The 25,451-nt window shown below is 52.1% G+C and carries 16 protein-coding genes; 7 read left to right on the top strand and 9 right to left on the bottom strand.

Going from position 1 to position 25,451, the window contains the following annotated elements; translation table 11 throughout:
- Positions 1–7 precede the first annotated feature (7 nt).
- A complete protein-coding gene (gene betI / locus BM323_RS14095; protein WP_008101886.1) occupies positions 8–601 on the bottom strand; it encodes a transcriptional regulator BetI in 594 nt (197 codons plus the stop codon).
- Between the two features lie 158 nt (positions 602–759).
- On the opposite strand from betI, the gene BM323_RS14090 reads away from it, so the two are divergent.
- On the top strand, positions 760–2,340 hold the full coding sequence (locus BM323_RS14090; RefSeq protein ID WP_008101885.1) for a BCCT family transporter: 1,581 nt from the start codon (positions 760–762) through the stop codon (positions 2,338–2,340).
- Between the two features lie 38 nt (positions 2,341–2,378).
- On the opposite strand, the gene BM323_RS14085 is transcribed toward BM323_RS14090, so the two are convergent.
- Together BM323_RS14085 and BM323_RS14080 are read right to left on the bottom strand one after the other, a co-directional pair.
- Positions 2,379–3,068, bottom strand: a complete 690-nt coding sequence (locus BM323_RS14085) for an N-acetylmannosamine-6-phosphate 2-epimerase (RefSeq protein ID WP_008101883.1) — start codon at positions 3,066–3,068, stop codon at positions 2,379–2,381.
- Positions 3,065–4,624 carry a PTS transporter subunit EIIC gene (locus BM323_RS14080; protein WP_008101882.1) on the bottom strand — a complete coding sequence of 520 codons (1,560 nt, stop codon included), beginning with the start codon at positions 4,622–4,624 and terminating at the stop codon, positions 3,065–3,067. The genes BM323_RS14085 and BM323_RS14080 overlap by 4 nt, the downstream gene beginning before the upstream one ends.
- Before the next feature lie 154 nt (positions 4,625–4,778).
- Between BM323_RS14080 and BM323_RS14075 the strand changes: the two genes are divergently transcribed.
- A complete protein-coding gene (locus tag BM323_RS14075) occupies positions 4,779–5,606 on the top strand; it encodes a MurR/RpiR family transcriptional regulator (RefSeq protein WP_008101881.1) in 828 nt (275 codons plus the stop codon).
- 57 nt (positions 5,607–5,663) lie between these two features.
- Here the strand turns inward: BM323_RS14075 and BM323_RS14070 are convergent, their stop codons facing one another.
- Entirely contained in the window at positions 5,664–7,601 is a 1,938-nt protein-coding gene (locus BM323_RS14070) for a MacB family efflux pump subunit (RefSeq protein WP_008101880.1), read from the bottom strand.
- Positions 7,598–8,773, bottom strand: coding sequence for an efflux RND transporter periplasmic adaptor subunit (locus BM323_RS14065; protein ID WP_091003988.1), 1,176 nt, complete (start codon positions 8,771–8,773; stop codon positions 7,598–7,600). Before BM323_RS14065 ends, BM323_RS14070 begins: the two co-directional genes overlap by 4 nt.
- A 183-nt stretch (positions 8,774–8,956) precedes the next feature.
- Between BM323_RS14065 and BM323_RS14060 the strand changes: the two genes are divergently transcribed.
- From BM323_RS14060 to BM323_RS14050, 3 genes are read left to right on the top strand one after another with little or no spacing between them, the layout of a single operon-like run.
- Positions 8,957–9,493: a tetratricopeptide repeat protein gene (locus BM323_RS14060; RefSeq protein ID WP_008101878.1), complete on the top strand. Its 537-nt coding sequence runs from the start codon at positions 8,957–8,959 to the stop codon at positions 9,491–9,493.
- Between the two features lie 27 nt (positions 9,494–9,520).
- On the top strand, positions 9,521–10,036 hold the full coding sequence (locus BM323_RS14055) for a sigma-70 family RNA polymerase sigma factor (protein WP_202948694.1): 516 nt from the start codon (positions 9,521–9,523) through the stop codon (positions 10,034–10,036).
- Positions 10,033–10,824, top strand: coding sequence for an anti-sigma factor family protein (locus tag BM323_RS14050; RefSeq protein WP_008101873.1), 792 nt, complete (start codon positions 10,033–10,035; stop codon positions 10,822–10,824). Before BM323_RS14055 ends, BM323_RS14050 begins: the two co-directional genes overlap by 4 nt.
- A gap of 94 nt (positions 10,825–10,918) precedes the next feature.
- Here BM323_RS14050 and BM323_RS14045 read toward each other — a convergent pair whose 3' ends face one another.
- The 4 genes from BM323_RS14045 to BM323_RS14030 all read right to left on the bottom strand — a co-directional run bounded on the left by BM323_RS14045 (position 10,919) and on the right by BM323_RS14030 (position 17,970).
- On the bottom strand, positions 10,919–12,619 hold the full coding sequence (locus BM323_RS14045) for an ABC-F family ATP-binding cassette domain-containing protein (RefSeq protein ID WP_008101871.1): 1,701 nt from the start codon (positions 12,617–12,619) through the stop codon (positions 10,919–10,921).
- Positions 12,620–13,155: 536 nt separating this feature from the next.
- On the bottom strand, positions 13,156–13,773 hold the full coding sequence (locus BM323_RS14040; protein WP_091003986.1) for a helix-turn-helix transcriptional regulator: 618 nt from the start codon (positions 13,771–13,773) through the stop codon (positions 13,156–13,158).
- A gap of 106 nt (positions 13,774–13,879) precedes the next feature.
- On the bottom strand, positions 13,880–17,347 hold the full coding sequence (locus BM323_RS14035; RefSeq protein WP_091003985.1) for a response regulator: 3,468 nt from the start codon (positions 17,345–17,347) through the stop codon (positions 13,880–13,882).
- The gene (locus tag BM323_RS14030; RefSeq protein ID WP_091003980.1) at positions 17,347–17,970 is read right to left on the bottom strand and encodes a response regulator; all 624 of its coding nucleotides are present in this window, start codon (positions 17,968–17,970) and stop codon (positions 17,347–17,349) included. Before BM323_RS14030 ends, BM323_RS14035 begins: the two co-directional genes overlap by 1 nt.
- A gap of 208 nt (positions 17,971–18,178) precedes the next feature.
- Between BM323_RS14030 and BM323_RS14025 the strand changes: the two genes are divergently transcribed.
- Together BM323_RS14025 and BM323_RS14020 are read left to right on the top strand one after the other, a co-directional pair.
- A complete protein-coding gene (locus BM323_RS14025) occupies positions 18,179–18,367 on the top strand; it encodes a hypothetical protein (RefSeq protein WP_091003975.1) in 189 nt (62 codons plus the stop codon).
- 29 nt (positions 18,368–18,396) lie between these two features.
- Complete coding sequence (locus BM323_RS14020) at positions 18,397–25,401, top strand: autotransporter outer membrane beta-barrel domain-containing protein (RefSeq protein WP_091003974.1); 7,005 nt, start codon at positions 18,397–18,399, stop codon at positions 25,399–25,401.
- The last annotated feature ends 50 nt before the right edge of the window (positions 25,402–25,451 follow it).

The following is a 25,451-nucleotide window of genomic DNA, read 5'->3' as shown; positions in this document are numbered from 1 at the left end:
CTTTTTGTTACGCAGCTGGCAGCGATGCCAGTTTTTCATCGACATAATCGCGGGCGATCAAGCAGGCCTGCTCTACATCAAAATCCTTTCCGGTCAGGCTGCCGCGCAGCCACAAACCATCAATCAACGCCGCCAGCCCGCGTGCGGATTTACGCGCCAATTCTGGCGACATCACCTGACGAAACAGGCAGCAAATATTCGAGTAAAGACGACGATCGTTGAGGCGCTGCAGACGGCGCAATTCGCTGTTGTGCATGCTCGCGGCCCAGAAATCGAGCCAGGCGCGCATTGAGTTCGCGCTGGTCTGGCTCGGATGGAAGTTGCCATCGATCACCGCATAAAGCTGGGCACGCAGATCCTGCTCTGGCACGTTTGCCCGACACTCGGCAATGCCATCGCGCAGATCGCGCAAGATCTTGCGCATCGTCGCGTTTAACAATCCCTCTTTATCACCAAAGTAGTGGCTCACGATCCCGGTCGACATGCCCGCCTCTTTAGCGACCTGCGACATGGTGATCCCCGCCAGCCCAACGTCGCCAATGGTTTCGAATGCGGCGTTAATCAGCTGCTCTTTGCGTTTCTCGGGGATTTCTTTGCGCACCGTCACGACTCCGATTTAATTTTTATTAAGGGGATTATTGATTGATTGAACGTTCAATCAATGTACTTTATGCTGCACGAATGTCAAATAAATGTGGCCGAATGTTAACTGAGTGTTGCCATCCGGAGCCGCTGTTACCTGCACCAAGGAAATGAACCATGACAGTGAATAGTCAAAACTCCCTCAAACCAGAAGAAGAACCAATCCGCGTGAATTTCGCGGTATTCCTCAGCTCCGCCAGCGTGATCCTGGTACTGGCCTTCATGATTGTGCTGTATCCCTCCGCCAGCCAGAAATGGCTTAACCATGCCCAGCTCTGGGTTGCGGATATGTTTGGCTGGTATTACATGCTGCTGATGGTGGTGTGTATGGTGTTTGTGTTCTGGCTGGCGCTGTCGCGTTTCGGCCAACTCAAACTCGGCCATGAGGATGAAAAACCGCAGTTTGGTTACGCCTCTTGGGTAGCGATGTTGTTCTCAGCCGGTATTGGTATTGCGCTGGTGTATTACGGCGCCTATGAACCGCTCGATCACTTCCTGCAGCCGCCGGAAGGACAGGGCGGCACTGTCGAAGCGGCGCGCCAGGCGATGGCGATCACCTTCTTACATTGGGGCTTGCATGGCTGGGCGCTGTATGCGTTGATCGCCACCGCGCTGGCGTGGTTTGCCTATCGCCGCGATCTGCCGCTGGCGCTTCGTTCCGCACTTTATCCGCTGTTCGGTAAACGCATTCATGGCTGGATTGGTCACTTGGTGGATAGCTTTGGCATTCTGGTGACGGTGATTTCGATGGTGACCAACCTCGGCATCGGCGCGTTGCTGGTCAACTCCGGCCTTAACTATCTGTTCCACATTCCGCAAAACATCCACGTGTTGATGATTCTGATTGTGGTGATGATGATTGTGGCCACGCTGGCGGCGGTGACGGGCGTGGAGAAAGGCATCGCGATGCTCTCCAACATCAACGTCGGTTTCCTGTGTTTGCTACTGCTGTTTGTGTTTGTCGCTGGACCGACGATGACGCTGGTTAACGGCATGATGCAGAACGTCGGGGATTATCTCACCTCGATTGTCGGCAAAAGCTTCGACCTTTACTTATACGGTAAGGCGCGTCAGTGGCAGGGCGCATGGACGCTGTTCTACTGGGCGTGGTGGGTTGCCTGGGCGCCGTTTGTTGGCCTGTTTATCGCGCGCATCTCCAAAGGTCGTACTATCCGTGAATTGATCTTCGGCGTGCTGTTAATTCCGCTGGGTTTCACGCTGGCGTGGCTGTCTCTGTTCGGCAATACCGCCATTAGTCTGGTGCTGGAAGGTGGACATGCCATTCTCGGCGAAATCGCGCTGAGCGATCCGCCAATGGCTGTGTTTAAGATGTTTGAATATCTGCCGTTTACCCAGGTTGTGGCCGGATTCACCATTTTGATTAGCTTTGTGCTGTTCCTGACGCCAGTCGATTCAGGCACGCTGATGATTGCCAATCTGTCGAGCAAAGGCGGCAGCGTGAACGATGATGCACCTGCCTGGCTACGTATCTTCTGGGCATGTGTCACTACACTGGTATGCGCCGGTTTGCTGTATGCAGGAAGCTTCAGCGCGATGCAAACGGCGGTGGTATTGTGCGGATTGCCATTCTCGATCGTGATTGTGCTGTATATGGCGAGTTTGTATAAAGACCTGCATCAAATGGCGCCAGCGGAACTTGCCGCCGCAATGAATCAGAAAAACAGTTCAACGCAGTAAATTTTGTAGGGTCGCCATTTATGGCGACCGTTTTACGCTTAACTGATGGCATTCACAAAGCGGCGCGTTATCTGCTGTGGACGCGTTATCGCACCGCCTACCACCACCGCATGTGCCCCCAGCGCCAGACAATGCGCCGCCATTTCCGGGGTTTCAACATTCCCTTCGGCAATCACCGGCACCGTTACCGCAGCTAAAACATCTCGCAGGAAGCGGCAATCATCGGCGGCCAGATAACAACCTTGCGTTTCTGCGGTGTAACCGTGCAGCGTGGTACCAACACAATCGAAACCTAATTCCGCTGCCTTGCGCGCTTCTTCCACCGTGGCGATATCAGCCATCAGCAGCAGTTGCGGATAGCGCTGGCGAATCGCCGCCACCAATGCTGGCAGTTGCAAATCGCCAGGACGCGTGTGCAGCGTGGCATCCAGCGCAATCATCGCCGGATTCGCCACCATCAACTCATCCACTTCCCGCAGCGTCGCGGTGATATACACATCGCTGCCGGGATAGTCGCGTTTAATAATGGCGATAATCGGCAAATCCACAGTTTGCATAATCTGCTGCACGTCGATCAGGCTGTTGGCGCGAATCGCCGCTGCGCCGCCTTCCATTGCCGCCAACGCCATGCGCGACATAATAAACGGGCTGTGTAACGGCTCATCTTCCAGAGCCTGACACGAGACCACCAGTTTTCCCTTAATCTGGGCCAGCATCGGTGCTTTCATAGCGCGAGTAACTCCTCTACTTCATTTTTGATAATGGTGACATGCGGGCCATAAATTACCTGCACGCCCTTGCCACGTTGGATCACGGCGCGTGCGCCGGTGGCTTTCAATGCGTTTTCATCGAGCTTGCTGCTGTCGATTAGCGTGATGCGCAGACGCGTGGCGCAGCAATCCAGTTCGGCGATGTTCTGTTTGCCACCTAAAGCCGCGATGACCTGCAGTGGACGTTCTCCGGCGACCATCGGCGCTGTTTCAATGCTGGCATCTTCACGGCCCGGCGTTTTGAAATTGAAGCGGGTGATCAGCAGGCGGAAAGTAAAGTAATAGAGCAGGAACCACGGCACGCCAACCAGCGGGACATACCACCAGTGGGTTTTCGCTTCGCCCTGTAATACGCCGAACAGAATGAAATCGATCAGGCCGCCGGAGAAGGTCTGACCAATGGTGATGTGCAGGATGTGGGCGATCATAAATGCCAGCCCATCAAACAGCGCGTGGATGACATACAGCACCGGCGCGATAAACAGGAACGAGAACTCAATCGGTTCGGTGATGCCGGTCAGGAAAGAGGTCAGCGCCGCCGACAGCAGCAATCCCGCCACGCGTTGGCGGTTTTCCGGTTTGGCGGTGTGATACATCGCCAGACACGCGCCGATTAGGCCAAACATCATGGTGATGAAGCGCCCGGACATAAAGCGCGCGGTGCCAACGTAGAATTGCTGGGTATTGGGATCGGCAAGCTGGGCGAAGAAGATGCGCTGCGTGCCTTCCACCAGATGTCCGTTGACCACTTCGCTGCCGCCGAGCGCGGTGGTCCAGAACGGCAGATAGAAGATGTGATGCAGGCCGAACGGGCCAAGCATGCGCAGCACGAAGCCGTAGATAAAGGTGCCGAAATAGCCGGTGGCATCCACCAAGCCGCCAAGGCCAAAAATCAGCTTCTGGAAATGCGGCCAGACAATGGTCATCGCCGCGCCCACCAGAATGGCCACCAGGGAACTGATAATTGGCACGAAGCGCGAGCCACCAAAGAAACCAAGGAACTGCGGCAAGGCGATTTTGTTGTAGCGATTATGCAGCATGGTCGTCACCAGCCCGATCACCACGCCACCAAATACGCCGGTTTCCAGGGTTTGAATGCCAAGCGCCATACCTTGTCCTTCCGCGCTCAGGTTGCCCTGCGCCAGCACGCCAGTTAACGTCAGCAGCGCATTGATGGTGGCATTCATCACCAGATAAGCCAGCAGCGAGGCCAATCCAGCGGTGCCTTTGTCGCTCTTAGCCAATCCTACCGCTACGCCAACCGCAAACAATACCGCGAGGTTGGCAAACACCACCGAACCGGCGCTCGCCATAATGGTGAACACGCCTTGCAGCCAGGTCACATCGAGGAACGGATAGGCTTTGATGGTATTGGGATTGGAGAGTGCGCCGCCAATGCCCAGCAATAACCCGGCTGCCGGTAGCACGGCGATCGGTAACATGAACGACTTGCCAAAACGCTGGGCTTTTTCGAACCAACCTCCTGAGGAGGCACCGCTGAAGATGGATGACATAAATTTTTATCCCTGAAGTGATGTTGTGGTAAAAATTATTACCACAATCTAATTCATCAGGTGAAAATTTCCATCATTATTGTGATAGCTTTCACTTATGCCCTAATCTGCTGCACACTGTGCGCCATTAATGCCGTGAACCAGAGAGACCGCCATGACGGACAATGAAAACATCTTGCTGCATCTGCGCCAAGGCTTGCCGGGCTACAGTCCGACGCTGCAAAAGCTGGGCGATTTCATCCTCACCGACCCGCAGAAAGTGCTGTATCTCACCATTACCGAACTGGCGCGCGAGACCGACACCAGCGAAGCGAGCGTGACGCGGCTGTGTCGTCATCTCGACTGCAAAGGCTATACCGAATTCAAAATGGCGCTGGCGCTGGATGTGCAACACAATCAGCCCGCCGCGATTGCCAGCGGTGACAGCATCGACATGCTGGTGGAGGAAACGGTGCAGGCGCTGCGGGATACCGGGAAATTCATCAATCGCGAGGTGTTACAGCTCGCGGTAGAAGCGCTGCATCAGGCCAACACCATCCAGATCTACGGCGTGGCGGCCAGCGCGATTACCGGTGAGTATTTGCACTATCGCCTGCTGCGCTTAGGCAAATCGGCACAACTGTTTGGTGATATGCATCGCGCGGCGATGAATGCCTCGACGTTAAAAGAGGGCGATTTAGTGATTGCCATCTCCGCTTCGGGTTCGACCAAAGATGTGATGCATGTGGTCAAAGTGGCGAAAAAGCAAAACGCGCGCGTGCTGATGCTGAGTAATACGCTGCGCAGCCCGATGGGCAGCTTAGCCGATATGCTGCTGGTGGCCGCACGGCCGGAAGGCCCGTTCAACGCCGGTGCGTTGAGCGGCAAAGTGGGCGCGATGCTGCTGGTGGAAGTGCTGATTAACGAGTTGATGACGCACGATGCACGCTATCTGGCGGCGAGCCAGCAAACGGCGACGGCGACGTTGCCGATGTTGATGTGATTTGAGTGGGATGGGGGAAGGTCGCCATGAATGGCGACCCTACGGCGTGAGATTTGATTATTCGCTGGCTAACGCTGCCACTGGATCCATGCGTGCGGCTTTGCGCGCGGGCAGATAACCAAAAATCATGCCGATGATGGTGGAGCAGGCAAAGGCCGCGCCCGCCGATTGCCAAGAGAAGATTGCCGTAATCATGCCGCCGGCTAGCAGGCTGATAATCGGTCCAATCACCAGCGCCAGCGCGACACCGAGCGATCCGCCCACCAGACAGACTAAAACCGCTTCGATCATAAACTGCTGCATGATGTCGCCGCGTCGTGCGCCCACCGCCATGCGCACGCCGATTTCATGGGTACGCTCCGTTACCGACACCAGCATGATGTTCATCACGCCGATGCTGCCAATCATCAACGCAATCGAGGCGACCAGCAGAATCAGCAGCGTTAAGGTCGCGGCGGCATCTTCAATCGCTTTACGGTATTTGTCGCGGTTGAACACCAGGAAATCTTTGGTGCCGTGACGCGCGGTCAACAGTTGCGTCAGCGATTCCACCGCCGGGCCGCTTACCACATCGTCCTTGAGTTTAATGCTGATGCTGGTGAGCGCGGTTTGCCCGCTGATGCGATACATCACGGTGCTCCACGGCAGCCACACGCTGAGGCGATTGGGCGACATGCCATCGTTATTATCCGCCACGCCAATCACCCGCACCGGCACCGAACCCAACACGATCATTTTGCCAATGGGGCTGTCGCCCTGTTCGCCGAACAGTTTATTGCGCGTGTTGGTATCAATAATGATCTCCTGACGCGCGTGACGTTCATCGCTGAAGTTGCTGCCTTCCAGCAGTTTGATGCCCTGAATCTGGAAGTACTCTTTACCGACGCCATACACCGAGGTTTTTGAGGAGTTGGAGAGATAGCGAATCGGCTGATTGGTGATCATTTCCGGACTGACCGCCGCAACAAACTGCTGACGCCCAATCACGTCGGCATCCGACATGACCAGCGTCAGCACCGGATGCGCTTCATCCTCGACGAAATCACCGCCGGCATAAATCGACACCACGTTAGTGCCGAGCCCGGAAATACTCTCCAGCGTTTTTTGCCGTGCGCCTTGGCCGAGCGCCACTACGGTAACCACCGCCGCGATGCCAAAAATAATCCCGGTCATGGTCAGCGCGGTGCGCAGCCGGTGCGCGTTCATGGCATTCAGTGCCATGCGCAATGATTCACGTAAGCGGTCGAGAAAGCCGCGCAATTTGCTCTGACTTTTGCGCGCCGCAGGGGCATATTGCGCGCGCGTTGCATCTGGTTTGCGGCCGCTGTCGGCAAAAATCTCGCCGTCCTGAATCTCAATAATACGGTCGGCGTGCTGCGCCACTTTCATGTCATGCGTCACGATAATCACCGTGTGACCTTCGCGATTGAGATCGTGCAGGATGCGCAGCACCTCTTCGCCAGAGTGCGAATCCAGCGCGCCGGTCGGTTCATCGGCAAGAATGATTTCGGCACCGTTAATCAGTGCGCGCGCAATACTGACGCGCTGCTGCTGGCCGCCGGACAACTCGCCCGGTTTGTGATGTTCGCGGCCCTGTAAACCTAAACGTGCCAGCAGATCTGCCGCGCGCTGCAGCCGCGCTTTGCCCTGCAGATTGGCGTAGATCGACGGGATTTCAACGTTGCTCAGTGCGCTAAGATCCGGCATCAGATGGTAGCGCTGGAAGATAAAGCCGATGTGTTCGCGGCGTACTTTCGCCAATGCATCCGGCGACAGCGTGGCGGTGTTCTGACCACCAATCAAATAGTCGCCGCTATCCGGCGCATCAAGGCAGCCGAGTATGTTCAGCAGCGTCGATTTACCCGAACCGGACGGCCCGATGATCGCCACCAACTCGCCACTGGCGATACTCAGGTTAATGTCTTTCAGCACATGCAGAGATTGCGAACCGTTAACATAGCTGCGCTGAATGTTTTTCAGTTCGATGATATTCACATCACCACCTTGTCAGCGCCCGCCGTCTGCGTGGCAAGGATCACTTTCTCGCCGGCTTTTAAGCCGCTCAGCACCTGAATATCAACGCTGTCAGTAATGCCGGTGGTGATGATGCGTTTCACCGCTTGGTTATCCTGATCCGGGATTTCCACATAGGTTTTGCCGTCGGCATCTTTCTTCGTCGCCTGCACCGGTACCAGCAACGTATCTTTCACCGCATCACGGATGAGATTCACCTGCGCGGTCATGGAGATACGTAACGCGTTGTCCGGGTTTGGCACATCAAGCAGGGCGTTGTAGTAAACGGCCGCATTGGTGCTGCTGCTCGACGCGCTCTCGCTATTGCCCATCAGCGCATCATCTTTCATCACCGATTCCGGTGCCAGTTCGAGGCTGCGCAGCGTGGCGTTGTAGCGCTTGTCCGGATTGGAGAAAGTGGTGAACCACGCTTGCTGGCCGGGCTGCACATTGTTGATGTCGGCTTCGGAGATCTGCACTTTAATCGTCATGGTACCGAGTTGCGCCAGCTTGGCGATGGTTGGCGCAGTTTGTACCGCGTTCACCGTTTGGCCTTGCTTGGTAACAATGGCGATAACCGTGCCGTCCATGGGCGCCATGATGCGGGTATAGCCGAGATCGAGTTGCTTCTTGTCTACCTCGATCTGCGCCTGAATCACGCGCGCTTTTTGCGCCGTCAGTTCTGCGCGTGCGCTGCGCCAATCTTCTTCGGCGGTATCAAAATCCTGACGCGAGATCGCATTGGTTTTAATTATCTGCTGCAAGCGTTGATATTGCGCTTGCTGTCGCACCAGCGCAGCTTCGCGGGTTTCCAGATCGGCCTGCGCCACGCTCAGCGCCGCTTGCGCATTGCGCAAATCGCTGCGCTGTGGCTGGTCGTCAATCTCGGCGATCAGCTGTCCCTTGCTGACGCGATCGCCCGCTTTGATATAGAGCTTTTTTACCTGCCCGGAAACCTGCGCACCGACGTTGACGCGTTCAATCGCATCCATTTTGCCGGTGGCGGCAATCACGTTTTCGATATTGCCCTGGCGCACCTCGGCGGTGACCACCGCGTTGGGTTTGTTGCGTGAACCGGCGTAATGCCAGATCAACAGCAGGAGAATGACGGCAGCGAGCGTGGCGAACAGCCACTTTTTCGAGATATTGAGCATAAGCGTCCCTTTTATGAAGTGAGAATCATAATCACTTCAGGGAACAAACTGGAGAAAATTCTCATGCTGAAAAAAACTTTAAATTTTTCCGAATAGAAATGGCGGCTGAGTTGTTTACAGCGTATCTGAGTCACTGTTTGCCTCAGCTTGAGTTCCATCCATGACACGCCATGAGGATCTACGATGAATACGATGATGAAGTTTCGCTGGTTAGCGCTGCCCGTATTACTAATGACGCTGCATACGCCTGCTGCACTGGCAATGGGTGATGATGACAGCGACAAAAAGACGCCGGATTGCCCGAAAGGCCAGGTTTATGACAGCAAATCTAAATCCTGCGTGCCGGAGAAAACCAGCATGCTGAGCGACAGCGACAGAACCAATTACGCCTATCACCTGGCGAAAAAGGGCGAATATCAAGCGGCGATCAACTTGCTGGATACGCTGCATAATCAGAACACCAAAGAAGCCTGGAACTATCGCGGTTATGCCACGCGTAAGCTGGGCAAAACTGACGAAGGCATGGCCTATTACCAAAAATCGATCGCGCTCGATCCCAAATATGCCAAAGTGCGCGAATATCTGGGGGAAGCCTGGATGATCAAAGGGCGGCCGGACCTGGCTAAAGAACAGCTCACTATCATCAAATCGTTGTGTGGCGTGGATTGCGAAGAGTATCGCGATCTCAATGCCGCGATTCAGGGCCATCCGGAAGCCTGATGAACGCAGCGCTTAGAGGACATCAACATCACTAGCACTGAAGTCCGCCAGCATTTAGCGGCGCATCTGGCCCGCCTGTGGCGCTACGCCATGGTGTTGTCACGCAACCGCGATGTCGCCGAAGAACTGGTGCAATCCACTTGCGTCCGGGCGCTGGAACGCAGCGGCCAGTACACGCCCGGCACGCGTATCGATCGCTGGCTGTTTAGCGTGCTGCATTCGGTGTGGATCAATGAACTGCGCGCGCAGCGGGTGCGCCTCGGGCAAGGCTTTGTCGACTGCGACGAGCTTGTTGCTGCGGATCAGCAACAGCATGATGAGCAACGTCAGCAATACGCCAAAGTGATGCAGCGGGTGAGTCAGTTGCCCGAAGCGCAGCGCAACGCGGTGTTCCTGGTTTACGTCGAAGGATTCACTTATCAGGAAGCCGCCGATACGTTGGCGGTGCCGATTGGCACCATCATGAGTCGCCTTGCGGCGGCGCGCACTACCTTAGCCAGCGCAGCCACTTTGCGCCCGGCTGGACAGGAGAAACGTTTGTGAAGGCTGCACGTTTTAGTTCGCCTTATGCGGACGAGGCGATCGTCGCCTGGCTGGATGGCGAGATGCGCGCGGATGAAGCGCTGGCGTTTGAGAATGAACTTAAGCGCAGTGAAGCGCTGTCGGCACGCACTGCCGAGTTGATGAAAAGCAATCAACCTTTTGCTGAGGCCTTTGCGCCAATGCTGGATGACGCACCGCTTGAGCGCATGGCACCGCGCTTAGCGCATCTGCTGGCAACCACGCCGTCCGCGCCGCAGGTCAGCCGCCGCGCGCTGATCGCCGCTTCGGTGAGTTTTTTGCTGGTGGGCAGCAGTATCGGTTTTCTGGCGCGACCGGCAATCAAAGCTGAGCAGGGCGAAAGCGAAAAGATCCGCGAGCTGGAAGCACAATATATGTCGCTGTACAGCGCGGAAACGCTGGCCGACGTCGACAGTTCACCGCTGGTGTTGCAGCAATCGCTGGCGCGTACCGCGCGCGATCTCGATCTGCATTTCACGCCAGCGCAGTTAACGCTGCCGGAAGCGACGCTGAAGAGTGTGCGCATGCTGCGTTATGACGATGCGCTGATTACGCAGATTGCCTGGAATCACAGCAGCTACGGCCCGATGGCGCTGTGTATTTCGCGCGAAGATCATCAGCAAACCACCGATTTGGCGCAGGAGAAACGGCAGGGGATGAATGTGGTGTGGTGGCACAAAGCGGGATATCAATATGTACTGATTGGCCGAAATCCTGCGCAGCAACTGAAAAAGACCGCGCAGTCATTAATACAGGCAATGCTGGCGTAGGGTGGCCATTCATGGCCACCGGGGAAAACAGGTGGTCATTAATGACCACCCTACAAATCGCGCTGTAGGGTCGCCATTCATGGCGACCCTTTCATTACAGCTCCAGCTGGGCTTTCAGCAACGCAATCTCCTCACGCCACTGCGCCTGCAACGCGGGTTTCTGATGCTTCGGCTTGCGCGCCAGATCCTCATCCAACTTGCTTTCTAGCTCCAGCAACGCCAGCAGCAACGCATCTTCATCCCACGCTGTTGCCGTTGCAGCAGGTGCGACAGAATCTGACGTTACTATCGCCTGCTCAGCACGCATGCGTTCGGTTACCGCGTCTAAATCGTGCCATTCGCTGAGTTTTTGATCTTCAATCAGCCAGAAGCGGTTGCAGCTGTTGGCGATTAATTGACGATCGTGCGACACCAGCAACACCGCACCCTCAAAGTGGTTTAACGCTTCTGCCAGCTCCTCTTTGCCCACCATATCCAGATGGTTGGTGGGCTCATCGAGCAGCAGCAGCGAATAACGCGCCAGCGTCAGCCCAACAAACAGCAAGCGCGAACGCTCGCCGCCGCTGAGTGAGCCAATCAACTGCTGATGCCGCAGATACGGAAAACCCGCGCCGATCAGCGCCATCTTGCGCTGCTCATCGCTGAGCGCAGCAAAATGCGCCAGTGCGTCACTTAGCGTTTCTTCATCGTGCAGCTGATGCAGGCTTTGATCGTAATAGCCGAGGCGTGCGCGAGGATGAAACAGCGGGCTATCTGCGTGTTGATATTCACCCCACAAATGCCGTAGCAGCGACGATTTACCACAACCGTTGCGGCCAACTATCGCTACGCGATCTCCACTTTTCACCTGCAGCATCGGCAGTGAAAACAGAGCAGGTGCGTCATCGGCTGGATGAATCGACATCTGCGGCAACGCTAAAACGCGATCGGCATCCAGCGCTTCACCTTGCAGTTGCAGCCGCCACAGCGATCCTTCGCTCAGCGTGGTTTGTGCCTCTTTCAACCAACCGGCGCGCTTCTCCATCTGCTGCGCCTTGCGCGACAACCCTTCGTTATCGTAAGTGCGGCCCCAAATCGCCAGACGTTTGGCGCTTTTCTCGACGCGCTCAATCTCCCTTTGCTCAGCCTGATGACGCTGCGCATCCGCTTCATCCTGCTCATCCAGCGCCTGACGCGCCGCGCTGCAGGGCAGACGGAAGAATTGCAGACCGCGATCGCGCAGAATCCAGCTGCAGTTGGTCACCCGATCAAGCAGGGTGCTGTCATGGGAAACCAGTACGAAGCTGCCGCTCCAGCTGTTAAGGAAATTCTCCAGCCACAACAGCGTTGGTAAATCGAGGTGGTTGCTGGGTTCATCGAGCAGCAACAGATCCGGTTGCAGGATCAGCGCACGCGCCAGCAGCAGGCGCATATGCTGGCCACCGCTCAGCGTCGCAGCGGTTTGCGCTTGTTGCTCAGCCGTGAAACCCAGGCTGCCCAACAGCGCTTCGGCACGCCAGCGATCACTTTGTTCCGGCAGGCGCGCCATTACGCTATCCAGCAGCGAATCATTATGCAGTTCTGCAGGCAGATGCTGCTCGATGCGCGCCAGTAAGCTGTGATTAGCCGACGTAACGCTGCCGTGGTTAGGTTCCAGATCGCCACTGAGAATTTTCAATAAGGTGCTTTTACCGGTGCCGTTATCACCCAGCAAACCGATGCGATCGCCTTTTTTCAGGCTGAAATGGATATCGTGAAACAGCGTGCCGAAGGCGTTATCAAAGCCAACAGCGTGGGCAGATAATAATGTGCTCATGTGCTTACTCATAAGTTGCAGGCGCAAAAAGGCCCGACGTCAGAAATCGCTGACGACAACCCGGTAAGCCGGAGGGAAGGGATTAAATTTTCAGTAAACTTCGCTCAGGACGGATTATCGCAGCACAAGTGCGGAAATGCCTGAACGCGGCCAATTACTATAGAAGTGTGAGTAAAGAAACAATTCACACGATGGCATAGTAATCCTCCTTAGTTATCAGTGGGTGAATAAGTGAGCTGATAATAGTGGCGAAAAGCGGCACTTTCCAGTGAAAAATGCCAGAAGTGTGGCGGCACTCGCTATGACGTACCGGGCAGGGCGCTGGCATCGATAATGAGCCTGGTCGGTGAAAATCGCCTTCAGGGGTCTTCTGCAAAACTCCAGCAAAACTCTTCTGCAAAACTGGTTAAAAAGTGAGCTAATTTTAGGCTAGGGTTTGAAGAATGAAAATCCGAATAACAAGATAATGAGTGAGGCAGAATTGAAGTAAATGCGTAATTTGCTAAAGAACTCTGTTTGTAGAAAAAAGGAGCAAGTTAGGACGATTTGTTGTTCCCAAATCCCATACCAAGCAGACGTGGCGAAAGCTCGTGGGAAGTACGGCAATTTAGCTTTTGCATGATGTTTTTTCTGTGATGGCTAATTGTTTTGACGCTGAGCTGAAGCTTACCTCCTATGTCAGTCAGACTTTTGCTAGTCGCTAAAAACCGAAGCAGGCCAAACTCCCTGGCGGTCAGAGCCCCACTTTTACACTTTACGTTTAAGGAAATAATCTCCTCATCCGACCGCGAAGCGCAACTAAATATTTCACTCGCTAGGCGGTGTATATCACAACTCTTCGGAAGCACACACGCATTTGGTAGAAGAGACGTTACGTACTTTATGACGGCTTTTTCCTTGAGGTCTGTGAAAAATATAATTCGAGTTGAGGGGGATATCATACGAAGCATTACGAACAGTTCGGATATTGCCTGTATGTCACGTCCAGATGTATAGAGCTCACTTATGACAATATCCGATTCAGCCGCAAGTTTTAGTACTTCATTATCCTGTGCATCAGTCATCACCGTGACTTTAATGTGCCTGTCGTTGAAATACTGGGAAATCCCAGCAGCAATCCACCTGTCGCTGTCCATAACCGTTAATGTGAACATAGCACCTCCCGTTTGCTGATAGCATTTAACGGGGTTTTCTTCTCTAGGGAAATAGGATAATGACAGCCAGGTATGTAGGAATTGTCCTGGTTTTTATATCCAATAATTACAAACGCATGAAGACGTTTTCGAATTCATCAACTGTGGCTTGTGCTTTTTCAATATGGAGGATAATTATCGATGGGTCTTCATCCATCTCTGTCAACTCTTCAAGCATTGCACACTGTTCACCCAGTTCTTTGATTCCGCTAACCCTGAGTGTCCCGGCAACCCTATGGATAATACGGCGTGCCGAAGCTAAATCTTTCTGCATTACCGCATAGCGCACTTGTTGAAGGTCTTTCCGGGTTTCACTGATCGAAAGAGTAATAAACTCTTTCACGGCTTGGGGGCTGTCGGGTAAAAAGGCGGTCAGAGCCTCAAGATCTATCCACTCGGTCAGGTCCGTAACTTTATGTGGATCGTTTAGCTCAAAAATAGCGATCGTTTCAGCCAACCGGGAAAAATCTACTGGCCTGAACAAGCAGGCATTCATTCCAGCGGTAAGGCATCGGTCTCTTTCCGTTTCCTGTGCATCCGCAGTGATACCAATGATCATTACATTCGGATCTTGCTTCCTGATGCTACGTGTCATCTCGATACCATCCATTTCCGGCATATTGCAGTCGGTAAGAATTACATCGGGTCTTTCCTTTTTCCATGCCTCAAGTCCTGACCGACCATTATCTGCAACGCTTGTTCTGTGGCCCATTAGGGCCACCTGCCGTGAAACGAGCAGGCGATTTGCTGGATGATCATCAACTACCAGAATCCGAAGCGACGAATGCAGCCTTGGTGGAATGACCGGAACCGAATCTAAAATGCTGACGGGCCTTGTTTCTACAGGAATATCAAGCGTAAAAGCAGAGCCTTTCCCGGGAACACTTTCAAGACTCAGTGTTCCGTTCATCAGCAATGTGAGTTCGCTGCTAATAGCCAGCCCCAACCCGCTCCCCCCCGAAGCTGAGTGGTCTGCCTGTTCAAAGGGCATAAACATTCGCTTCTGATCATTTTCGGGTATGCCTGGACCTGAGTCCCGCACGACAATTTGCATTCTGCCCATGCTCTCAGTTGGAAGAGAAACACTTATATTTATCTCTCCCTTATGAGTGAATTTGACAGCATTACCAGTAAGATTTCCTATTATTTGTCTCAGCCGATTTCCATCAGAAAATATCTCTCTGTCATACTCTGGAAGCGTTAGGCTCAGTAGCAATCCCTTCTGGTGTGCCAGTCCACTGAAAGTCTGAACAACGGCGTGAGCGATAGTTGAGACGCGACACCAGCTGGGATGCAGCGTCACCTTTTCCGATTCGATACGTTCAATATCAAGAATGTCACCGATCAACGCCAGAAGGCTCTGGGAAGATTCGTGGGCCACGCGAATGAGTTCTGTATCTGTGCGTTTTTCCTGAACCTGCAACTCAAGCAAGCCGATTATTGCGCTAAGGGGGGTCCTTATCTCGTGACTCATTGTGGCTAGAAATCGGCTCTTTGTATGACTGGCACGTTCAGCCTCTGCCCGGGCTGTGCTTAACTGGGCCTGCATGTTGAGATAGTCAGTTACGTCCTGCCACCCCCCGATAAAACCGCCTGTTGTTCCGTCGTCTTCCTGGAAGGTTGTCATCCAGTGTCGGATTTGCCTTACGTGGCCAGATACATCTTCAAGAGCGAATTCTAACTCCTGTGGCTCATCCCCCGTCGGTGGCATTCTTATGCACTCTTTCCAGACCTCATAAAGTGGGTGTCGACTGTCAAATAATGATAAAGCCAGATATGAGGAGGGGTAATTGCTTAAATATTTTTCGAATGCCAGGTTGTTGTGGATGATTTGTCCATCTGAAGTCGCCACATAGACGGGACGAGGGGGGCCGTTTATCAGCCTGTCACGAAACAGGATTTCCTGGCGCAATAAAGCTTTAGCCCGTTGAGTGCGCTTAACCTGTCTTCGCAGAACGCCGGCCCATACTGCGGCAATAAGGATAAGCACGACGGCACCCAGAGCTCCACTGTAAAACTCACTGCGATAAATTCTCCAGGTATCGAAGCGCGCTGCAGGTGTAGCCTGCCAGTGTGTCAGTATACTGGTCACCATATCTGCTGGAACTAAACCAAGCGTCTTGTTGAGTATGCTTTGCAGCTCGGGATCAGATCTTCTTACCCCAAAGACAATTGCCGCCTCAGGTACAGCTAAATCCTGTTGTAATTTCAGCCTGTCCTGATAAAGACCCTGCTGAAGATATCGGGCACTTATAAGCGTGTTAAGTGTGGCGTCTACTTTTCCCTCAGCGACCCATTGCATAGCTAGCCCTGGATTACCGATCAAAGTAACCTTCGCCTCTGGAAAGACCTTTCTGAACCAGTCTGTGGCCTCTTGTGCGGGAATCAGGGCCGCGCTGCGGATGCCATCTAATGATTGTTTACCATTGCGGGTGACCATCACGGTGGGTGTAAACATAAAAGGGGTCGTGAGCAAGATGTCCCGGTTTCTTTCCTGACTCCATATCAGCGGCGCGGTCATGGCGGCATCTCCGCCTTCCAGAGCGGCCGGAAGCTTTGTACTGTCGCCAATGTCTGAGTAGCGAAACCGAATGCCTGTTTTTAGACTCACCAGCGAAAGTAATTCAGGTCCTATCCCAGTGTAATTCCCACCTGTACCTTTCATGAAAAAAGGGGGATTAAAACTTGAGGCCACAACAGTAACGGTGGGATGATTTTCACGCCAAGTTCGTTCATCAGATGTCAGGTTTAAAGGTTCGGAAATGAAGCGAATGAGATTGCCTTGATCCCAGCGAGAGGCAATTATCTCACCAGCCTGACTTGAACGTAGATTAAGGGTCGCTTCCTTAAGCACCTCATGCAAAACAGGCGTATGCTCCCCGGTAACGAATTTATAAGCTGTCATCGGCTGGGTAGAAAGACCATCTATATTCAGGGAATTAACGTAGTTTCGTTCTGTTACATAGTACGCTTCCCCAGCCGGCAATATGACAGACTGAATCTTTCCCTGATCGAGCGCAGCAAGCAACCTACCAGGTGTGCCACCTGAGATAGTACTTTTATCAGTGATATCGGAAAGAGCCTCGGCGCTTCGTCGCACAACTTCCATGGGATATGCTTCTGCCACATTGACGCTCATAACTGATTGATAATGGGAGGGAGGTTTATCTCCTGCGGGGCTAAATATTATGTCAGTGTCGCCCTCGTTAAGCGAGGAATAGGCCAACTCTGCACTATCAAAATGGACGATGCGAAGCGTCACGCCGAGGCTTCGAGCCAGAGTCCAGGAGAAATCAGGGATATACCCGGTAACGCGCTCTGAAGCATCAATCCTCGTCAAAGGCGGTCTGGTGGGACCATAGAGCGCGAGAGTTAATTCGCGCTTTTGTCCGAGCCATCGCCATTGATAATCTGTGAGTGTTGGAGCCGTCACTTCGGGAAGGGCGTCAGGCACATAACTTAGCTTATCGGGGGCGGAGATGCCGTCAACCGAATATAATAAAGCAGCAAATATCCAAAAACGATTTGTGCGCATCAGGAGATATTATTCCTGCGAGTAAAATCCAGTAAGTCACGCTGATTCTTCAGCCCCAGTTTATCCATAAGACGTGCTTTATAGGTACTGACGGTTTTGTTACTGATTTGCATACGTGCTGCGATGTTGAAGATCTCAACCCCCTCACCAAGATACCTCAATACTTCAAATTCTCGCCGCGACAGAAGCCGGAGTTGCTCAGATTCCGAAGCTGTGCTGGTCTTTTCATAATGCTCAGATATGCGCAAGGGAAAATAACCGTAACCAGAGAATACTACCCCTACAGCGTGAGAAAGGTCTGATAGATTATTTTGTTTACTGATGAAACCATTCGCCCCGGCTTTCATGCTGAGTTGGATATAATAGTCAGGATTTTTCCCGCTCATGACGATGACAGGAATTTTTATGCCAGCGGAGCGCAGCAAGGTAATCGCATCGATGCCATTTATGCCAGGAAGATCAATGTCCATCACCAGCGCATCAGTATTGTGATTCTTAACCAGAGCTAATACATCTGAACCGTTACCAGTTTCTGCGACAACAACGTGGCCTTCTTTCTCAAGAAGCATACGAATGGCCAATCTGGCCAGAGGATGGTCGTCTACAACAATAAACGCAGCCATGTGAACCCTGAATGTTTGGATAATGGTTAATAATATGTTGCTAAGATAAAGGCTGCAAAAATTATTTTGTAGTCCTATCCCCTACAATATTATTCAATTTATCCCAGAGATAATTACGATAGCAAAACAATTAAGAATTAAAACATGAGAATGTAGTCCTTGGATTACACGGCGTCTCTTTGTGTCTGATATTTGCCGCGATTAAAAAATGACACAATTACTGTCAGACGTGCTCACACCTGCGCTGAGCCACAAAGACAGTGAGAAAATCATGAAGTCAATTACTAGTTTCATTGAAATTAACCAAATGCTCAGGCCCGCCGCCTGGCTTTTTGTAACTGCATTTTCCCTTGGTGCCTGGTTTATGGCTGGTGTCATCATTCAGATCATATTCTGATTTCAACCTAAAATCGCGAATCAAACATTATGAATAAGATATTTAAAGTAAAGTGGAATGCTGCCCTGCAACGTTTTGATGTCACCTCAGAATTAACCAAAGGGAAAAGCAAGTCATCTAAAAGCGGAACTAAACATTCAAGTTTTATCCTCATAAGAACAGGCGTGTTATCTCTGACTGCGCTGGCAATGGCATTTGTTATGCCGTCCCAGGCAGCGGATATTACTCTGGACGTTTTTGACTCTAAAGATGGCGGCCATGTTCAGGCCATTACTGGTAACGACAATCTGCTTTCAACAGACTGGAAGTCAATAGCCAGTGGCGATAAAGGATATAATATTCTCAAACTGTCAGTACTGGCCGGAATGGGGAAACTCTCCGGTAGTGGTGCCGGATATATTGATAGTGGTGGCTATATCGGTCTGGGACAGCAGGCCGGTTATGACTATATTGACCCGGCAACGGGTAACAGCGCTACTTTTTCTGCATATCAGAATGACCAACTGCGCATGGTCGACCTTGCGAATCAGTATTACAGCTATCATTATGCCGTAGGTGCAGACGGGCAATACGTAGACCGCAATCTGATTAAGGTTGATACAGGCTCCAGCCTGGATGTGAACGTCGGCAGTACCTCAGGCAGTGACTGGTTCAATAATAAAGATAATCAGATCACCTTGTTTATGAAAGGTAAAAACAGCACATCCTCCGTATTTCTAGCAAATGGAGGCACGCTGAATTACAAAAGCAAGACGGTAGCACACCTTGGAAATATAAACAGTTATGCCAAAAATAACACCGACCCCGCTTTGGCATTTTTGGCAGGATTCACTGGAACTTTCGATAGTGCCATTGGCGTGCAAACTGTTGAGAATATTGACGATCTGAAAAACTATAATACTGCGTTAATTCAGGCTGTAAAAGACGGATCATTATCTCCGGGATCGTATGATGCGGAATTTAAGAAAGCTTATGACTCATCAGGCGTTAAACATATTTACGTTGACGAAACAGTGCCAGATGATGATGCAACACGCTTTCTCATTGATCCAACCCGAGTAGCTTACATTTTAGGCAGCGCTGGCACTATTAATATCGATTCTGATGCATCCATTCAGGCATATAATACCGATATATCGGTTGTTAGGCTGACTAATGCGTCAACACTGAATAACTATGGCAATCTGGGGACATTTGCAAGCTCCAGTGCGGGTTCATTGGTCGTGTCTGCACGCGAGAACTCTGTAGTCAATAATTATGGGGTTATTGATGCAGGGACAAACTCTGAAATGAGTGCTTATAAGAATAACTCTGGCAATCCGATTGGCACTCCTTTTACAGGAAATAATAATGCCGTTGCCGCCAGTACAGGTAGTACAATTAACAATAACGGGGTGATCAACCTTGCTCCAAGTGGAGCATACGTTTCTAACGTTGGCGTGCAATTATTCAATGACGCAGTGTTGAACAACAACGGCAACATCAATATTTCGGCAATTGAACGCAACGGAATAACAACCTATCCAACTTATAGCATGGGTGTATTGCTTGAAGACAGCGCTGCCTTCAACAACAGAGGTGAGGTTTATCTGGGACGTGAGGCGCAACGCAGTACTGCTGATACAACCACCGATATCGTAGCTGACTCGCCCAACAATCAGCTGGTGCTTGCGCGCGGAACATCAACCTTTACCAATCAGATCAACGGTACGTTGACGCTGGGCAGTAAAACACAGGGTGGATTCGGCGTAATAGTTCAAGGACCCATGGCGCGTGCAATTAATCATGGTGAAATTCTCATCAAAGGCGCAGCGGACGGTGTGGCTGGTCAGCCTCCCCTACAAAATGTTGGCATGAAAGGTTTTGCAAGTGCTGGTGCTGCAGGAGGCTCAGTGCTAAATGCAGCTGACGGTAACATAACCCTGGACGGCATTAATGCTGTAGCCATGATGGCGAGCTCTGTCAGCACGGACAGTGGAACAACCACAGTACGCAACGACGGATTAATTAACATTCTTCAAGGAATTGATGCCATTACTAAAACCGCAAACTACGGTCTGTGGGCCGACGGCGCACGCGCTGTAGCCATCAATGCCGGTACCATTGAGCTTAAGGGGGATGGTGCCATCGGTGCCCATGCGCGTAATGGCGGGACCATTGAAGTAGACAATGCGGGCGTAATTAATTTTGATGGCATCAATCAGACCGGTTACTACGTACTGGGTGCGGGCTCGAAAGTGGTCGATAACAGCACCGGTACGCAAAATGTGACTACGGAAGGATCGACCTTGTATCGTATTGATGGTGGCGCAAGCTTTGATGGCACCGGTAGCGCATCTGCTGTGGAAAGCAGCGGTAAAAATTCGACTGCTCTGCTTGTAACCAGCAACACCCAGGCAAGTGAGCTTAACACCGGCAACATGACCATCACCGCCAGCGGTGATGGCGCAACGGGTATTAAGGTGATGGGCAATGCCCAGGGCACGCTGGCTAAGGAGACCACCCTTTCGATCAGTGGTGCCAGCAGCACGGCAGGAATTGTAGACGGCAGCTATGCAGATATTACAGGTAATGGCGATCCCGCTTATCGCGGCAATGCGAGGCTGACCAGCTATGCGACGCTCGATGGCAGCGTAGCAACAGCGCCGAATGCCATCGGCTACATTGTCCGCAATAGCGGCACTCTGGATCATCGTGGTGATATAAACTTCACCACGGCGAATACCACGGGCGTCCTGGTAAACGGCGGCACGCTGGTGAACAGCGGCGATATTAAGGTTAATGGCATCGCGGTTGATATTCAGGGGGCTACTTCAACCATTTCTAATACCGGCAATATTGAAGCCTCAGATGGCGAAGCTGCGATTAAAGTGGGTAACGGTGCGAATCTTGCCCTTAATGGCCAGGGTGTGGTGAAAGCCAGCGGCAGCGCTCATGGCATTCTGCTTGACACCGGTGCCAGCGGCCTGACAGTGAAAGATGCCAGCATTGAGATGAATCCGGTAGGCAATGGTAATGCTATCGAAAACAAAGCAGAAATTGCGGGCATCAAACTTGATAATACGCAGATAACCGTTGATAACGGGGCTGGCGTGCGCACTGCTGCCAGCATGGCGAGTGAAAACAGTGGAAAGATTACCGTCAACGGTAGCGGATCCGGCTTATTGATCCAGAATGCTGATGGTTCAACAGCTTCCAGCGCCCTTGATATGTCAAACTCACGTAACCTGATAATTGATGTCAACCATGCGGACGGCAGCGGTATCGTCACAAATATCAAAGGGGACGTGAAATCAGGTGCCAGTGTCAACATCAATGACGCTGCTGGCGGACCTGCTCTGAAAGTTGGCGGAACGAGTGCAGTGGTAGAGCAGAGCGGACGTCTGGTGTCGAATTCAACAACCAACCCGGTAGTCGATGTTAATAACGATTACGTGGGGAGTTTCATTAACCGTGGGGACATTATCGCCAACTCAGCTGCACAGGTTGCGCTGGAAATTACCAGCGGTCTTTCAGGCGTTCACTTTGTGAATGCTCAGGGCGGTAACATAGTCGGTCATGTAAATCTGACTACCGCACACGACCACACTGTAGATTTACAGCATGGCAGTACCGCTACAGATATCACCAGCTCAAGCGGTGATGACAGCTATAATCTGGTCAACATTGATGCCACTGACGGCAATTTGTTTGAATCTCTGGATGCGGGTGCGGGCGATGACACACTCAATCTGCGTAACAGTGAGCTGACTCTGGCGCAATCTGGAAAAACAATTACAGGTTTTGAACAGGTTAACCTTGAGAACAGCTCTACCCTGACGCTGGATAATATTCTGCTGCCCTTAGGCGACTCTGCAGATGACGCCGCAGGTACCGGTTTCAATATTGCTCACGGCAGCACCCTGGTACTGAAACAAAACGCTGACACGCTATTTGACAGTAATATCAGTGGCGCGGGCATGATTGCGGCCAGTACGGCGGGTAACACTTTTGAGTTTACTGTCAACAATGCCAGCAACACCTTTACTGGTACGTTAGCGCTTACCGACAGCACATTTGCTCTGGATGGACTGAATACCCAAGCTCTCACTCACGCAACCCTGCTTGCAGGTACCGATAGCCGCGTCGCCGTTGCCGACGGCGTGCAGCAAATCGGCGGCCTGAACTTTGACGGTGGCACAGTAGTATTCGATACCGGTACTCCAGGCGATACCGTGGCTAAAGGCGTGGTGCAAACCTCCGGGTTAATGGATATCAGTGGGCGCGGTACGGTAGAAATTAATCCGGGTTCGGTCACCAACCACCATGTGCTGCCACCACAGACCGTTTCATTACTGGAGCAGGATGAAGGTGATCAGGGCATCAAGCTGGCAGGTAGCGCGATTCCGGTGCAAGGCTCCGGCGGAAACCTGGAGCTGCGGGATACCAGCGGCAACCTGATTACCGATCAGTTAAATACCAACGTGCTGCAGGATGGCAATGTGGTGGCCAATGCCACTTATGACTATCGCCTGACCAGCGGGCACGCCGATGACGGACTGTATGTGACTTATGGCCTGACGCAACTTGACCTGCTGACTCAGGGCAATGATGCTCTGGTGCTTAATGCATATGGTAAAAAAGGTAATGCTGCGGATATGAGCGCGAAGCTAACTGGTATCGGCGATTTGGCGATTGATACCGGTACAGGCCAAACCGTCTCTCTGTCCAATATGGATAACAGCTATAGCGGTAAAACGGATGTTCGCAGCGGTGACCTGCAGATGAATAATGACAACGTATTGGGTCAGACTTCAGAGCTTGCGCTGGCGGCCAATACTGGCTTTGACATGAATGGCTACAGCCAGACTATTGGTGCGTTAAACACAGCGGCAGGATCGGTGGCGCACCTCAACGGCGGCACGCTGAGCATCACCCACGGCGGTTCGGTTAACGGCAACCTGCAGGGTAGTGGTGCGCTGAATGTAAATGGTGAGACGTTAACAATCAATGGCAGCAACGCTGGGCTTACTGCAACGACTTCAATTGCTTCTGGTGCTGACGTGCAGTTGAACAACACCATCGGCTTGGGCAGCGGTAATATCGTCAACGAAGGTTTATTAGCATTAAAAAATGCGGCTGGCGCGTTGTTTAACAGCCTGAGCGGTTCAGGTGAAACCAATATCGCGCAGAACAGTGATGTTGTCTTGATGGGTGATAACGATGAATTCGCAGGTAAATTCAGTATTGAAAATGGCTCCGTGTTGACGGCATCAACTCAATCGAGCCTTGGCTCAGCTGAAGTCTCCAATGAGGGATCGTTAAATCTTGCCAGTAGTCAAAGCTGGTTGCTGGACAATACCATTATCGGCAGCGGTGAGTTAAACCAGAATGGTTCAGGTGTGGTAACGCTTAGCCAGCAGGCAGCGCAGTACGCTGGTGATACGCAAGTAAATGCGGGCGGGTTGCAGCTTGGTAGCGCAGATAATAACGTCACGCTCGCTTCAGCCAACCTGAACATTGCCAGAGGGGCAGTTGCTGGTGGCTTTGGTGGTACATCAGGCAATGTTAGCAATAGCGGTACGCTGCAGTTAGGTGAAATCAACCCCGTCACGAATGCAATTAAAGAGGCAATGCGTTTCAACGTCGGCGGCAATCTTGCCAACAGCGGAAACATAATTGTAGGTGGTGCAGGCGCAGCGGTAGGCAATCAGTTGCATATTGAAGGCAATTACAGTGGTCATCACGGTCACGTTACCCTGAACACCGCCTTAGGCGATGATAATTCGGTCACCGATAAAATTATAATTGCTGGTGATACCAGTGGTACAACCCTCGTAAGCGTCAATAATGCCGGCGGGAGTGGTGCCAAAACTATCAACGGTATTGAAGTTATCAGTGTCGGTGGAATATCGGACGGTGAGTTTGTGAAGGAGGGCCGTATCGTCGCTGGAGCCTATGATTACAATCTGGTACGTGGCGAAAGCGCCAACAGAAACAATTGGTATCTGACAAATGTGCTTAATGGTGTGGTTGACCCTGGTGAAGGTGGCGGGGATGGCAATAAAGATGAAATCATCAAGATTTATCGCCCGGAGTCTGCCGCCTACTCAGCGAATATGGCTGCAGCAAATAACCTGTTCAATACGCGGTTGCATGATCGTTTGGGTGAGACCCATTATGTTGATGCGCTGACAGGCGAAGAGAAAGTGACCAGCATGTGGCTGCGTAACGTCGGTGGACATACCCGCTCCAGTGACAGTAGCGGTCAGATGAAAACTCAGGCAAATCGCTATGTGATGCAGATGGGCGGTGATATTGCGCAATGGACAACGGATGGTGCCAACCGTTATCACCTCGGTGTGATGGCCGGTTATGCCAACCAGCAGAGTAACAGCCGTAACCATCTTTCTGGTCAGAAAGCGGATGGCAGCATCAATGGTTACAGCACAGGTATCTACGCGACCTGGTTACAGGACAACGAAGAGAAATCCGGTGCTTACATTGACAGCTGGGCGCAGTACAGCTGGTTTGATAACACCGTGAAAGGAGATTCACTGGCGGCGGAGTCTTACAAATCGAAAGGGATCACCGCGTCGCTTGAGGCCGGATATACCTGGAAAATTGGCGAGAAGAACGAGCGTGAAAGCTACTTCGTGCAGCCTCAGGCGCAGATCACCTGGATGGGCGTGCAGGCGGATGAGATTCGCGAGCAGAATGGCACTCGCGTGAAAGGAACCGGTGATGGCAACATTCAAACCCGCTTAGGTGCGCGTGCCTTTATCAAAGGCCACAGCTCAATCGATGATGGCAAAGATCGCGTATTCCAGCCATTTATTGAGGCTAACTGGATCCATAATACAAAGGAATTTGGCAGCGAACTAAACGGCGTAAAAGTCACCCAAAAAGGCACGCGCAATCTGGGCGAGCTGAAAGTAGGGGTTGAGGGCCAGATCACCAAAAATATTAACCTCTGGGGAAATATCGGCCAGCAGATGGGTGATAAAGGATACTCCGATACAAGTGCCTTATTTGGGGTTAAGGTCAATTTCTGATTTAAAAATCCATAATCTTGTGGGGATTTAGGTGTAAGTGCTGGTTACTA

This window comes from Pantoea sp. YR525, assembly GCF_900116775.1.
In the GTDB taxonomy this organism is placed as follows: Bacteria; Pseudomonadota; Gammaproteobacteria; order Enterobacterales; family Enterobacteriaceae; genus Pantoea; species Pantoea symbiotica.
This window is presented reverse-complemented; position numbering and strand designations above follow the sequence as displayed.